Below are 14,421 nucleotides of genomic sequence, written 5' to 3'. Positions count from 1 at the left end.
CGTCACTGCGGTGAACATTTGGACTTCCGGCCGCTGTTGTCACCAGACCGCTTCTTTTTGCTTTTCGTTAATTTCTTTCGTGCGTCTTATCTACCTGGTTTATTTCGTAATAGTAGCCTTCAGCTTCTTATTCTTCTTCCGTGTCTCCGAGATGGCGTAGATAATCAGACCGATCACCGTTGCCACATAAGGCAGCGTAGCGATCAGCTCCGCCGGAATCTTCAGCACCTGCAGAGCATTGGAGAGCGCGTCAGCTGCGCCGAAGAGCAGTGAGGTTAGCGCTGTGCCCACGGTGGTGCTGCGGCCCATGGATTCAGCGGCAATGGCAATCCACCCCCGGCCGGCGATCATATCACGGGTGAACAGCGACAGGTAGCCCATCGACATATAGGCTCCGCCCAGACTGGCGAAGAAGCCGCTGAGCAGCAGCGCGCTGTACTGAATGCGGACCACACTGACACCTACTGACTGGGCAGCATGCGGATTCTCGCCCACAGAGCGGATTCGCAGTCCCAGCGGTGTACGGTTGAGCAGATAGTAGACTACGAGCACTGACAGTATAGAGAAATACGTCAGAATGTGGTGCCCCGACAGAATCGGGCCCAGTACCGGAATATCCTGCAGGAGCGGAATATCTATACTCGGCAGCACTTTACTCGCTAAGGAGGTGGAAGATCCTTTGTCCCCGCTCAGCAGATACAGAATAAAGACCGTACCGCCGGAAGCGAACATATTGATCGCCACCCCGCCGAGAATAATATGGGTCTTGAATTTTAAGGTGAAAAAAGCCAGAATCCCCGCAATCAGCGTTCCCGACAGCACCGCCCCAAGCAGCCCCACCCAGGCACTCTGCGTGTAGGCACTCACGATAACCCCGGCCAGCGCCGAGACCAGCATGATCCCTTCCATTCCGATGTTGATAATTCCGGCACGGTTCGAGATCAGCGCCCCCAGTGCAGCGAACAGTATAGGCGTGGTTACACGCAGGACAGAGAAGGCAAAATCCGTGGTCAGTATGACATTCAGCAGACTGTTCATGCTTCCTTCGCCTCCTTCAGCAGCATGCGGTTCTTCCAGAACTTGAGGAACTGCTCAGCGGATATCAGCAGAATAATGACAGCCTGGATAATTGAGATCATCTCGGACGGCACATCGGAAAGGCGTGACATCATATCGGCGCCAATGCGGATATAGGCCAGGAAGAGCGCCGAGACAATGACGGAGAACGGATTATTCTTGGCCAGCATGGCCACCAGAGCACCATCCATACCGTAGCCCGGCAAGGAGGTCCACTGAAACCGGCTGTACATCCCGAGCACCTCCACCGAGCCGCCCATACCGGCAATGAACCCGGCGATCAGATGGACCAGAATGATCACCTTGGCCGTCTTCATCCCCGAATAACGGGCGAAATCCCGGTTAACCCCGGTCATCCGCAGCTCGTAGCCCCATTTGGTCTTGTAGAGGAACAGATGGGCCAGTACGATAAGCACCAGCACAATAATAAGTCCGGTGTGAATCCGCGTCCCTGCAAACAGCTTGCTGAGCTGGGCCGTTTTCTCAAATTTAAAAGAAACGTTGGCAAACGCCTTAGCATCCCGCAGATGATAGTTCAGCAGGTACAGCCCCACCCCGAACAGGATGTTATTGAACATCAGAGAGGTCACCAGCTCATTCGCATTCCACTTGGCCTTGAGAATACCGGGGATGGCCGAGAGCAGCGCCCCCACGATGGAGCCTGCAAGAATCGCCACTACCGGATGGAACCAGCTGTTCAGGCTGAGATGAATCGCCAGTGCAGTAGTCACCACTCCGGAGAAATAAAAGATTCCTTCTGCCCCCAGGTTGAACATATTGGCCCGGAACAGCAGAGAGACCGCAAGACCGGTGAACATCAGCGGGATCGCCATTTCAATGACGTTGCCGATATGGCCCTTCGTGGACAACGGCTCCCAGAGGAAGATTCCGATCGTCTTCACCGGGTGGTCACTGACCAGCGAGATGATCAGGAACGCGATAATAAGTGCAATGACGATGACCGCCGCTGTGCGGATCGCCTCGAAATATTTGACTTTAAACATGATTTGCGGCCCTCCCGGTCTGCTCTTTGTCCTGCCGGTTAATTCCCAGCATGTAGAGCCCCAGCTCTTCCTCACCGACTGCTGACGGATGTTCGAAATAGGCAACAATCTGGCCCTCATACATCACGAGAAGACTGTCGCTCAGCTCCAGAATTTCATTCAGATCTGCCGATACCAGCAGCGTCGCACAGTTCGCCGAACGCAGCTCCAGCAGCTTCTGGTGAATGAACTGGGCAGCCCCGATATCAACACCCCGGGTCGGCTGCTCAGCGATCAGCAGCTGCGGATTCGTGGAGCACTCCCTGGCTACGACCACCTTCTGCATGTTACCGCCGGACAGCATGCCGATTGGCTGCTGCGGACCGGAGCACCGCACCTTGAATTCCTCCACCAGCGCAGAGGCCAGCGCAGCAATTCTGGACCCGTGCAGAAATGGCCCTTTATTCATATCCTTCTGGCGGTAGCGCGTGGAGATCAGGTTGTCGGCAATGCTGGCTTCTCCGGCAGAGCCCTGGCGCATCCGGTCCTCAGGGATATAGGATACTCCCAGGTTGCGGATGTCCAGAATATCCAGCTCACGGATATCCTTCCCCTTCACCTGTACCGACCCGCTGCCGCCAACCCCGCGCAGGCCGCCGGTCAGCGCCTCGATCAGCTGCGTCTGTCCGTTCCCTTCAACGCCGGCGATGCCGACAATCTGGCCTTCACGGACCGAGAAGCTGATCTCGGAGAGCAGCGCTTTGCCCTGGCTGTCTGAGACGCTCAGCCCTTCCACCGCAAGCACCGGCTTGCCGTAGGGAAGATCGCTTTTGTCATACTTCAGCACCACATCCCGGCCCACCATCAGCCGCGAAATCTCCTGCTCCGTTACTTCCTTGGTCTCGAAGACGCCTTCACTCCGGCCGCCGCGCATGATGGTAATCCGGTCACAGATGGCCTTGACCTCCTTCAGCTTGTGCGAGATGAACACAATTGTGTGTCCCTGCTCCTTGAGCTGCTGCAGTTCATGGAACAGTTCCTCCGTCTCCTGCGGAGTCAGCACCGCTGTCGGCTCATCGAGGATGAGTATCTTGGCCCCGCGCACCAGTGCCTTCAGAATTTCCACCTTCTGCTTCATGCCGACGCTCAGGTCCTCCACCTTCGCCTTGGCATTCACCGAGAGATTATATTTACGTGCAGTTGCTTCCGTCAGACGTACAGCCTCTGCATAATTGAAGCCCACGCCCTTCTTCGGCTCCATTCCCAGCACCATATTCTCCGCCACCGTAAAAGAAGGCACCAGCATGAAATGCTGATGCACCATACCAATGCCGCGGTCAATTGCGTCCTGCGGGGACTGCAGCTTCACTTGCTCTCCCCGGATATAGAGCCCGCCTTCGCTCGGGCTCTCCATTCCGAACATAATTTTCATCAGAGTCGATTTACCGGCTCCGTTCTCCCCCGCAATCGCATGGATCTCGCCTTCGCGCAGAGAGAACTCAACATCCTTGTTGGCAACCACACCGTTCGGATACACTTTGGTGATTCCCCGCATTTCCAGCAGAGCATTTGCCATGGGTCATCAACGCCTTTCAACCAAAGTTTTATTCATGTCCTTAAGGTTTAACGGCATTACGGATGGCTTCCACTTCAGAAGTCTCCATACCCATTGCGTTATCCACCTTAATTTCCTTATTGATCAGCTTCTGCTTCACTTCTTCAATCTTGGTCTGCAATTCCGCCGGGAATGCCGCCTTGTAGATCTCGTTCTCGGCAATGCCTACGCCGTCTTCGACAAAGCCAAGCACATCGCGTTTACCCATTTCAAGCGTGCCGTCCTGCAGTTTCTTCACTGCACCAAGGATGGCGGAATCGATCTTTTTAATCGCGGAAGTAACGATCAGGTTGGCCTTCGCACTATCCGTATCCTTCAACAGCATCGCCTGGTCAGAATCGACGCCGATTGCATATTTGTTCTTTTCCTTCGCTGCATCGAAGATACCAAGGCCCGTACCGCCCGCCACGTTGAAGATAATATCCACGCCCGAGTTATACTGGATCAGCGACAATTCCTTGCCCTTGGCAGGGTTTACGAAATCTCCGGCATAAGAGACAGCTACCTTCACTTCCGGATCCACATACTGCGCTCCCTGAATGTAACCAACCAGGAAGGCATTGATGCCGGGAATGTCCATTCCGCCCAGGAATCCGATCACATTGTCCTTATTGGCATTAGGCATATCGGACTGGGTAGCAAGCGCCGCAGCCGCTCCGGCCAGGAAGGAGACCTCATTGGTCGAGTAAGACATATTGTACATATTGGCAGGCGCTTCCTCGATGTCAGTATCATAGTTGATGAATTTTTTATCAGGATTCGCTTCAGCCGTTGCATTGAACATTTCTGTAATTTCCGAGCCGCCGGAGATGACAACATCCCAATCCTCAGCAGCGATATCATTAAAAGTCGGCTCCCATTTCGTCTTGTCAGCGCCCATTTCCACAACCTTCGTTTCTGCGCCAAGCTCGCTTTTCACCTTCTGCAGACCATTGTTCGCCGCATCAAAAAACGACTTGTCCCCCAGCGTCCCCGGAATTAGCAGCACTACCTTGAGCTTGTCCCCCGCAGCCGCGCCGCCGCCTTCCGCATCCGTTCCCGGAGTTGCTGTCGCACCATTCCCGTTCCCGGACTTGTTGTTCCCGCATGCAGCGACCAGTACCATAACTGCCAGTAACATTAAAGTGAGCATTTTCTTTTTCATTTTCTAAGTTCACACCCCTATTTGTAATAGATCCACCCTGCTGAATAGCATAAAATCCCAATTACACGTTTTGTTGGTCCCTTCGAATCGGGCAGCATGAATAAGCGACTGTTGAAATTCTGAAAATAAGCGATTTACTCTGAAAACCAAACATTTCATGTTACATTTCGCTAAAAAACCGTAAAATATCCGAACAAGATGGCCAGTCCAGTTGAGAATCTTCGGTTTTATTGATAAGATCATATCAAATGAAAACATAAATATTTATATATTTTCGGTCATGTTTTTGTACGATTCGGCTAAATGACGTTCAAAGGAGGCTCATCATGGATCGTGTCCTATATATTGTAAATGCAGAACATGAAGCGGGTACCTACATCCCTCCGCACCAGCATGAGTGCTTCGAGCTTGTCTATTATATCCATGGCCAGGGTACTTGCAGCATCGGCCAGCGCAGCTATCACTTCCGGCCCTCTACCTTCGCCCTCATTCCGGCAGGCTTCAAGCATGACGAGAATCATCAGCCCAGCCCGGAGGTGCTGTTCGTCGGCTTTCACTGCGGCAATCCGGTGATTAATTCGCTGTCCGGTGTGTTTGACGACGATAAAGAGCACACAGTACTACAGACCCTGCAGCGGATGAGCGCCGAGTTCAAGCGCAAGCGCGACGGGTTCAGCGAGCTGCTGAATCTGCAGATGAGTGAAATTACCGTCTATCTCCAGCGACTGCTCAGCGCCTCCGGTTTCCATTCCCCGGCAGAGGATCAGATGCAGTATGTGCTCAATTATATGGACGAGCATTACCGCCACAAGCTCTCGGTGGCTTCGCTGGCAGAGATGTCCGGCTACAGCTACGACCGCTTCCGGCATCTGTTCAAGGAGCGGTTCATGCACTCTCCCCACCGTTATCTTTTACTAAAACGCCTGGATTATGCCAAGTCGCTCCTCCTGCACAGCCAAATGCATATTTCCGAGGTCTCGGCTGCAGCCGGATTCGTCAACGACGCCCAGTTCTGCAATATGTTCAAAAGGGAGATTGGCCTCTCCCCGCGCACCTTCCGCATACAGAGCAGAGTGATATAGGGAATAGTCCCATCCCGACTAACAAGTAGCTTTTGTACACGAATCTTGTATTTGTTCACTGTGCAGGGGTCCGGCCTGTTCACTGTTGTAAGCTTGTTCCACTGTCCTGTTCATAGGCTGGAGCTTATAATCGTACTATGAACATTTAAGACAAAGGACGGTACCCGCAAAAATACACAGTGAGTCAGGGGGGCTACTTGGATGAGACTGAACAAGATCGGCAATCAACGGGCACTGTACAGCAGACTGCTAGTGAGCATAACGCTTTGCGTATCCTTAACCTTTCTGGTCTCCACCATCATTTATTACAATTACTATATCGGCGTAGAAAAGAAACAGACCTTCCAGTCCGACCTCGGCAACCTCACACAGACCAGCCGGGAGGTCGTGAACATGACGGATGCTGCGCAATCGCTTTCTTTTCAAATCTACCGCAACAGTACCATCTCCAAAATCGTGTTCTACGATAAGCCGGACATCTATGATGTCACCGCCGCCATGTCAGAGTTGGGCAACTATCTAAGCTCCATGCCTTATATCGAATCCATCTATGTATATAATCCCAAGGGCGGGCAGCTGTATGTTGCCTCCTCCCATGGCCAGAACGGCGTGTACACCGAAAAGGAGCTGGTCGATACCTCCATTCTGGATATCCTGAGCCACTATCAGAACTATAAGGCGTTCACCCCAATTCCCAGGGTCTATTCCAACGGCGCCCAGGAGAACGATCAGGTCCGTGCCTATACCTTCCTGTGTCTGGATGCCATCGGCTGGGACCGGGCGATTAATTCAGCGGTGATTGTCAACATTTCGGCTCCGTGGATTAACAAAGAGATCGCCAGCCCGGCGGATTCCACCAGCGCGACCTATATTCTGGATGATCAGGGTGCCTTCCGCTCCAGCAACAGCCTGAAGCAGCAGGAGCTTACCCCGGAGGAAGCGGGATTCATCGAGCAGCGGATCAAGGGCCGGGAGGCCGGATATTTCATCGCTCCCTTCGGGGGCGTGAACTCACTGATCTCATATACAGCACCGGACGATCTAAGCTGGCAGTATGTACGAATTACGCCATATGAGATCATTACGAAGCAGACCAACAACATCCGCAACACCACCCTGCTGATTGCAGGTCTTGTACTGGTGGCCGGCATAGGTCTCTCCTGGATCATGTCCAGAAGCCTCTACCTGCCGATGAACCGGATTGTCAGCGAGATGCATATCCTGGAGACCGAGAAGCGCGACAGCATGTTCATGATCCGGCAAAATACACTGCGGGACCTGATCCTCGGCCTGAAGCCGCTGCAGTCCATGCAGCAGGTCGAGAAGCTGCGCCAGCTCGGCATTCATTTCACCTTCAATGATGATTACCGGCTGATCCTGCTGCGGATTGACCGTTACCGGGAATTCCGGGAAGCCCGCTCCTCGTATCTGCTGGCCTCCAAGTTCGCCATCATGAACATCGCCTCCGAGATCTGCGGCCAGACCTACCGCGTGGAGACCGTAGATATGAACGATGACGGAATCCTGGTGCTGCTGAACATTATCGATCCCGTGGAATATACGGATACCGGCCTAATCGAAGCCCTGCTCCGGCAGATTCAGCAAGCCTGCTCCGACTATCTGAAGATCAGCCTCACCCTGACCTACAGCCATATTGACCGTAATGCCAGCCAGCTGCATCAGCTCTATCAGCAGGTCCGCGAGGCGTCGAATCACCGCCTGTTCTATGGGCATGGCTGCATCCTGAATGCCCGGGACATCTGTGCGCTAGATTCAAGTACTTATCATTATCCGGCGGACAAGGAGAAAAAACTGGCGGATGCGCTGCTAAGCGGCAAGCTCGACGATGCTGCTGAACAGTTCAGCGCGATGATCCGCGAGACCGGAGCCTTCCCTTATCAGACCGCACAGTTAACCGTGTCCAGGCTCAGTGTCACTGTCAGAGAGATCGTAAATACGATCCAAAAACGTAACCGCTTACAAATTGATGGGTTGGCCGAGCTGCCCAGCCTGGATGCCATCGAGACGATAGAGGAGCTGGAGGAGGCCTTCGCCGCTCTCTTCCATACCCTGCAGGAGCAGCTGGCCGGCAAAAAGAACACTAAGCAGCACGACCTCATCTGCCAGATCAACGCCAAGATTAATGAGGATTACATGAAGCCTCATCTGAGCCTGAACCAGATCGCCGATGAACTGGACATGTCACCCATCTATATCAGCCGCCTCTACAAGCAGCAGACCATGAACAGCATCGTCGATGTCATTCTGGAGGTGCGGATGCGCGAAGTGTGCGCCCTGCTGGAGAACACCGACCTGCCCGTCACCGCCATCGCCGAGCGCTGCGGCTTCACCAGCAGCTCCTACCTGCACCGGATGTTCAAGCGCAGCTTCGGTACAACGCCTACCGACTACCGGCGTTTGAAGAGCTTGCGGACTATATAAATCGCATTTGTAAGTTTTCGATCTGGGGCCGTGGCCCCAGTTTAGATTCAACTTGTTAAAATTTTCACAATTGAAACAATGTTAAATAACACGATATACTAAAATCACATAAGATTGGTTTGCTAACTGAGGAAATTGTGCAGCAAGCAAAAATCATATCTTCTTATTTATCCGGGAGGTGTCTTTTTTGGAAGACGTTATTAATTTTGTTCAAGCTTTCAAAGGTCTGGAGAAGCGGATCGATGAATTTATTAATGAGGATTCATTCCTGGAATATTTAGAGGGATCAGAAGCAGTTGTTGAAGGAGGAGCTTATGTTTGGTCCAAATTAAAACCTGCTGAAATTAGTAAGCAGGATCACATTAACTCAGATTATATGAATTTAGCAGAAGAGGTCAGAAATGTTTTGACAAATGAACACAGTCCGCATATTGAAAAGTTTGAACGGAGTTGTGCCATAGTATTAAACTATATTCGGCAAGACACTCTGCTGTGGGTCCCTGGACTGAAAAACGTAATTGAAAATATAAAATCAGAACTGGACTTACAGCAATTTTTCATAGAATTGACTAGATAGCACACTTCATCATCCATGGTACAGTAACGCTTTGGTGGAACACCAAGCTTTCTTTTATTCGCTTTGGTGGAACACCAAGCCCTTCTCCGTGTGCACGGAGAAGCTAGGGTACGCTTCACCTCAAGCCCGTCTCCAGATTCGTGGAGACGGGCTCTTCTGCTCTCCCCACCTGCCCCGGAAGCCGGGGGCTGACGCGGCAAGAGGGCCGGGGTTAGCGCAGGTGTGCCCAGCGCTTAAACAGCGGAGAAAACGGAATGAATGTGGAGAAGCGGAGCGTTCGCCTTTGTGTCCGGATTTTCACCGCTAAGGTAGAATAAATATAAATCCGGACACAACAGCGATCGGAACATCGTTCCGTTTTCGGAGCGTCCACCCAAGCGCCATCGCCACTCCAGCACCAACTTCGGCTCCAGCCCCACCCCAGCACCCTCGGGCACACAAAAAGCCCCAAAAGCCATTCGGCTCCCGGGGCTCCCCTCTTTATTTTAGACCCTTCTCAGCAACATAAGCCTCCCACTGCTTCGTCCACTCCGCCTGAATCTTCTCCAGGCCCGCCTGCTTGGCCTTCTGCATGAAGGTCTCCAGGCCCTTATCCACATCATCCACCAGTCCGGCCTCCAGCGGGAACAGGTACTGCTTCTCTACCTGCTCAAGCGCAGCCTTCTCCGCCTGATAGGAGCTGTAGTCCTCAGCGAAGCCGAGGAACAGGTCCGGCTTCTGGATTTTATCCAGCTCATCAAAGATCGCCTTAACCCCGTCAAAACCCTTGTCGAACAGCATGAACTCCGGATTTCTCCACGCCCAGCCGTTCATGCCCTCACGAGTGAAGCCATTGGAAGTACTGGTGCCAACAAGCTTATAGTAGCCGTCTTCTACCGTGTAGTTCTTACCTTCAATGCCGTATTGCGTCAGCTGATTATACCGTTTGTCCAGCACCATCTTCTGATAGAAGGCAAGCGCCCGCTCCGGGTTCTTGCTGCTCTTCGGAATAGCGAACCCGTTGTGAATCGGATGTACAGGGGTGGCATAGCCAGTTGTCAGGCCGAAAGGAGAATACGCCAGCTCCCAATCCGGATGAGTCGTACTGATCTTCATCTTCATATCGTTGAACCGGTTAGGGTTGTCCCCGAACATACTGGCCGCTTTACCTGAAGTGACCGGGTCCTGCATCGTATCCTTAATGTTTAGCACGTTCTTCGGTATGAAGCCCTTGTCCGCCCAGCGCTTCATCATCTTCAGCTCTTCTTTTTGCTCATCGGAGCCCCAGTAGGAGTAGACCGTGGACGGAGAATCATACTTCACACCCATGCCGTACGGCAGCGCTCCGACCATTTTATGCAGCTCTGTGTAGATATAATGGAGATTGTTGCCCACATCGCTGTTGAGGGACATCGGCATCATATCCGGCTCGTTTTTGACAATGCCGTCCATGTACGCCTCATAGCTGGCCAAGTCCTTGGGCTCGGGGAGATTGTATTTCTTGCGCAGATCCTCGCGGTAGACGAACCCGTTAGTTACATACTCCTTGAAGGTCGCCGGAACCGTGTAGATTTTACCGTCAACCTTAACATCCTCCCACATCTTCTCAGGAACGAACTTCTGCAGCTCGGGAGCCGCCTTCGGCAGCAGATCATCCAGTGCCAGGAAGGCACCGCGCTTCGCATAGGATTGATATTGAGTCCAGTCTGCCGTGAAGATCAGATCAATGGCCTGCCCGGAGGACAGCAGCAGCTTATACTTCTGATCCCAGTCCGTCCAGCTGGTGAAGTTGAACTTCACCGTGGCGTTCAGGTCTGCCTCAGCCATTTTGTTGACCTCCGCCTGGATGGCCGGAAGATCCTTAGGAGCATCGCCGAGCATATAGAATTGCAGCTCCACCTTCTTCGAGGTGTCGATCCCGGTATCCGTTGCGGGAGCTGCGGCCCCCTCTGTAACAGCCGCCGTGCCTGCGTTGCCGTCCTTTCCGGCGCTGCCGGTGTTGCCATTGCTGTTCCCCCCGCCGCAGCCGGCCAGGAGCGATAGAGCGAGCAACCCCGTTGTAAGCGTAACCAAAGATCGTCTGCCTGCTTTCTTTCTCATGAATGAACCCTCCTAGAATTTGTTGTAAGCCCGCGCTTCCCTGATGCTCCTCGTGCAGTTCTCTCCCGGAAGCATACCGCCCTTGTGTGTGACTCTATGTTAGCCGATATAGCAGCTGTACGGTAAAGGTACAATCTGCCACACGGTTCTAACCTTTGACCGCTCCGATCGTCAGCCCCTTCACGAAATAACGCTGAATGAACGGATACAGGAACAGAATCGGCCCCGTGACCACAATCGCCATCGCCATCTTCGTGGATTCTGTAGGCAGATCACTGCCTAAGCTGACCCCGGTACCCGCGCCCATATTGGCGATGAAGGAGGCCGAGTTGATGACATTGTACAAATGGAACTGCAGCTGATACTTATGCGGATCATTGATGAACAGCGACGAGGAGAACCAGTCGTTCCAATAAGCCAGAGCAAGGAACAGGCCTACCGTAGCGATCCCGGGCATCGAGAGCTGCAGCACAATGCGCCAGTATATTTTAAAATCCCCCGCCCCGTCAATCTTGGCCGATTCGAACAGCTCCTCCGGCACCGCCGAGCGGATGAAATTCTTCATCAGAATAATCAGGAACGGCGTCATCAATCCGGGAAAAATCAACGCCCCATAAGAATCGGTCAGATGCAGATACTTAGTAATCATAATGTACCAGGGCACCAGCCCCCCGCCGAACAGGGTCGTGAAGTAAATATAGAACGAGAAGGTATTGCGGTATTTGAAATCCTTGCGGGCCAGCACATAACCGGCCATTGTCATGAAGAACAATCCCAGCGTCGTCCCCGTCACCGTAGTGAACAGCGTCACCCCATACGCCCGCAGCACCTCATCAGGAAAAGTAAATACCGTCTTATAGCCCTCCAGCGAGAACTGCGCCGGGATGAAATGATACCCGTCCTTGATGATGGACTCATTAGCCGTCAAGGAAGCCGAAATAATCAGCAGGAACGGAATCAGACAGGCTAAGGAGCCCAGTATAATTACCGTATAAGCTACTCCCTGCAATAGCCTGGTGTATGAGTCGTCTTTGATTTGCATGCTCTTTCTCTCCTTCCGCAGCAGGTTCCGCACAATCTAGAACAAGGCGTAATCGTCATTTATTTTACGGATGATATAGTTGACCGTCATAATCAGGATGAAGCCGAACAGCGATTGATACAGGCCGGCCGCCGTTGCCATCCCGACATCGAAGGTCACCTTGAGCGAGCGGAACACGTACGTATCCAGAATATCCGTTGTATTGTACAGCACCCCGTTATTGCCAATCAGCTGGTAAAAGAGGTCAAACTGCCCCTTCATAATACTCCCCAGCGAGAACAGCAGCAGCATGACGAAGGTCGATTTCAGCATCGGCACCGTGATATACCAGATCCGCTGGAAAATGTGGGCACCGTCAATTTTGGCCGCTTCATAATATTCCTCGCTGATGCCCGTGATGGAGGCCAGGTAGATAACCATGCTGTAGCCGAGATTTTTCCAGAGATAAAAGAGAATGATCAGGAAAATCCAGATGACCGGATTATTATAGACATCCACCGGATTCGCCCCGAATTGCGTCAGCAGCGTATTCAAGAAACCGTTATCATAATTGAACACATTGTAGACGATAACGCTTAAGATAACGAACGATACGAAGTACGGCAGGAACATGACCGACTGGGTCAGCTTCTTGAACCACTTCACCCGCAGCTCGCTGAGCAGAATCGCACAGATAATCGCCAGCACATTCCCCAGTAAAATAAAAGCCAGATTGTAGCCGATCGTATTGAGCGTCAGCTTCACCAGCGTGCCGGACTTCCAGAGGAATTCAAAGTTCTTCAGCCCTACGAAGGGAGCGTCGAACAGCCCGAAATTGAAATCAAACTGCGTGAATGCATAATAGACCCCGACCATCGGAAAATACGAGTTAATTAGAAAGAACAACAGCGTAGGCAGCAGCATCAGGAACAAAATCCGGTTATGGACCAGCTCATGCACGAAGCCCTTCTTCCTTTTCTTCCGGGTGCCGGACTCAAGCTGCGGGGACAGCCTGCTTGTTCCCTTCATGGGAAGGTGGGTGACAAGCGGCATTCCGGTCTTGCGTTTGCGGTGTCTCAAAGCCTTCACTCTCCTATGCCTATAGATAAGTTGCCGCGTCACTGGGTACGAAGCCTCCGCCCTTGATGGACCCTGCGGCTTCGTGAAATCCAATGTATGACCTGAGTATAGAAGAAGCCTCCTGCGGCTGAACAGTGAATCTTCGGGATATTCCTGTACTTTACGGCTAACCGCACTGTGCACTTATCATACATTTGTGCAGTAATCGCAAGTTCAACGCAAATAAGCCCCCGGAATACTCCTTAAGGAGCAGAATCCGGGGGAATTCGGGTGGTCGCGCAGGACCTATCATAGCTCTATGATTTAAACTTGCCTGTAATAAATTATAGGTGATATACTCTGGAAAATGTACTAATTCTCCAACCTAAACTTTCAATATCCAAACTTTTCTTCAGGAGGCCAGCCTATGAACCCGCTTCTGTTCCGCATCCCTCCCCTGCCGCATTATATAGCCAGCGGCCTCAATCACTGCCAGCCCGGTTATAAGCACCGGAGCCGCCAGCAGATCAAGGTATTTGATTTGCTCATTGTCCAACAGGGATGCCTGTATATCGGCGAGGAGGAGCAGCAGTTCACCGTGAAGGCAGGAGATGCCTTGATCCTGCGCCCCGACTGCCACCACTTTGGAACCGAAGGCTGCAAGGAAGAGACGGCCTACCATTGGCTTCACTTTCAGACCTTCCATGACCTGCCTGCTTCATCCGTGATAAGGCCCGCTTCCGGCAACCCGAACGAGACTACAGGAGAGCTTCCCGTTTCTCTATTCGATATCAGCTCCTTCAATCTGGTATTATCCCAGTTTGTTAACTTACTTCTGCCGGACAGAGCTTACGAGGTATTGGAGCAGCTCACGCAATTGCAGGCCACCGCCCACCTCGAAGCCGTCCGCTTCCGGCAACAGCTCCTCTTCCAGGATCTTCTGCAGCAACTGGCCGCTTCTGTCAACCCGGAGCACCGTAGCTCCCAGACCACCCTATGTGCCGAGCAGGCCGCCGCCTATCTCCGCACCCACTACCGGGAAGAGATTACAACCGCCATGCTGGGCGACAGCCTTAACTTTCATCCGGTCTATATTGCCCGCTGCATGAACAAGGTGTATGGCTGTTCGCCGATGGAATATCTGCTGCGCTACCGGATCGGGCAGAGCAAGCTGCTGCTGATGCAGACCAGCTTCCCGATCGCCCGGATTGCCGAAGAGGTCGGCTTCAACCAATCCTCCTACTTCAGCTCCAGCTTCATGAAGCTAGAGGGACTTTCGCCGCGAGAGTACCGGCAACGCTTCTCATAAAACAGGCCATCAGCGAAACATACGCTGATGGCC

General features: G+C 52.6%; 11 protein-coding genes. 4 read left to right on the top strand and 7 right to left on the bottom strand.

All coding sequences use genetic code 11. The features are described from left to right. Positions 1 to 99: 99 nt before the first annotated feature. The 4 genes from MKX42_RS06035 to MKX42_RS06020 are packed head-to-tail and all read right to left on the bottom strand — an operon-like array spanning position 100 to position 4,819. Positions 100 to 1,038, bottom strand: coding sequence for an ABC transporter permease (locus MKX42_RS06035; protein WP_339251140.1), 939 nt, complete (start codon positions 1,036 to 1,038; stop codon positions 100 to 102). Beyond that, entirely contained in the window at positions 1,035 to 2,081 is a 1,047-nt protein-coding gene (locus tag MKX42_RS06030) for an ABC transporter permease (protein WP_036700383.1), read from the bottom strand. Before MKX42_RS06030 ends, MKX42_RS06035 begins: the two co-directional genes overlap by 4 nt. After that, positions 2,074 to 3,636, bottom strand: coding sequence for an ABC transporter ATP-binding protein (locus MKX42_RS06025; protein WP_340751703.1), 1,563 nt, complete (start codon positions 3,634 to 3,636; stop codon positions 2,074 to 2,076). The genes MKX42_RS06030 and MKX42_RS06025 overlap by 8 nt, the downstream gene beginning before the upstream one ends. A gap of 40 nt (positions 3,637 to 3,676) precedes the next feature. Beyond that, entirely contained in the window at positions 3,677 to 4,819 is a 1,143-nt protein-coding gene (locus MKX42_RS06020; protein ID WP_340751702.1) for a BMP family ABC transporter substrate-binding protein, read from the bottom strand. 326 nt (positions 4,820 to 5,145) lie between these two features. Between MKX42_RS06020 and MKX42_RS06015 the strand changes: the two genes are divergently transcribed. The 3 genes from MKX42_RS06015 to MKX42_RS06005 all read left to right on the top strand — a co-directional run bounded on the left by MKX42_RS06015 (position 5,146) and on the right by MKX42_RS06005 (position 8,920). Beyond that, positions 5,146 to 5,901, top strand: a complete 756-nt coding sequence (locus tag MKX42_RS06015; protein WP_340751701.1) for an AraC family transcriptional regulator — start codon at positions 5,146 to 5,148, stop codon at positions 5,899 to 5,901. Between the two features lie 201 nt (positions 5,902 to 6,102). Then, on the top strand, positions 6,103 to 8,343 hold the full coding sequence (locus MKX42_RS06010; RefSeq protein ID WP_340751700.1) for a helix-turn-helix domain-containing protein: 2,241 nt from the start codon (positions 6,103 to 6,105) through the stop codon (positions 8,341 to 8,343). Positions 8,344 to 8,530: 187 nt separating this feature from the next. After that, entirely contained in the window at positions 8,531 to 8,920 is a 390-nt protein-coding gene (locus MKX42_RS06005) for a hypothetical protein (RefSeq protein ID WP_340751699.1), read from the top strand. Positions 8,921 to 9,400: 480 nt separating this feature from the next. Here MKX42_RS06005 and MKX42_RS06000 read toward each other — a convergent pair whose 3' ends face one another. The 3 genes from MKX42_RS06000 to MKX42_RS05990 all read right to left on the bottom strand — a co-directional run bounded on the left by MKX42_RS06000 (position 9,401) and on the right by MKX42_RS05990 (position 13,049). Beyond that, positions 9,401 to 10,999, bottom strand: coding sequence for an extracellular solute-binding protein (locus tag MKX42_RS06000; protein ID WP_340751698.1), 1,599 nt, complete (start codon positions 10,997 to 10,999; stop codon positions 9,401 to 9,403). A gap of 148 nt (positions 11,000 to 11,147) precedes the next feature. Continuing rightward, positions 11,148 to 12,041: a carbohydrate ABC transporter permease gene (locus MKX42_RS05995; protein ID WP_036700398.1), complete on the bottom strand. Its 894-nt coding sequence runs from the start codon at positions 12,039 to 12,041 to the stop codon at positions 11,148 to 11,150. Between the two features lie 36 nt (positions 12,042 to 12,077). Then, positions 12,078 to 13,049, bottom strand: a complete 972-nt coding sequence (locus MKX42_RS05990; protein WP_340757626.1) for an ABC transporter permease — start codon at positions 13,047 to 13,049, stop codon at positions 12,078 to 12,080. Between the two features lie 457 nt (positions 13,050 to 13,506). Here MKX42_RS05990 and MKX42_RS05985 point away from each other — a divergent pair, with 457 nt between their 5' ends. Continuing rightward, complete coding sequence (locus MKX42_RS05985; RefSeq protein WP_340751697.1) at positions 13,507 to 14,388, top strand: helix-turn-helix transcriptional regulator; 882 nt, start codon at positions 13,507 to 13,509, stop codon at positions 14,386 to 14,388. Positions 14,389 to 14,421 lie beyond the last annotated feature (33 nt).

Source organism: Paenibacillus sp. FSL R7-0204, from assembly GCF_038002225.1.
Classification (GTDB): Bacteria; Bacillota; Bacilli; order Paenibacillales; family Paenibacillaceae; genus Paenibacillus_AQ.
Note: the sequence above shows the minus strand (reverse complement) of the source record. Positions and strands in the feature narration are given on the sequence as shown.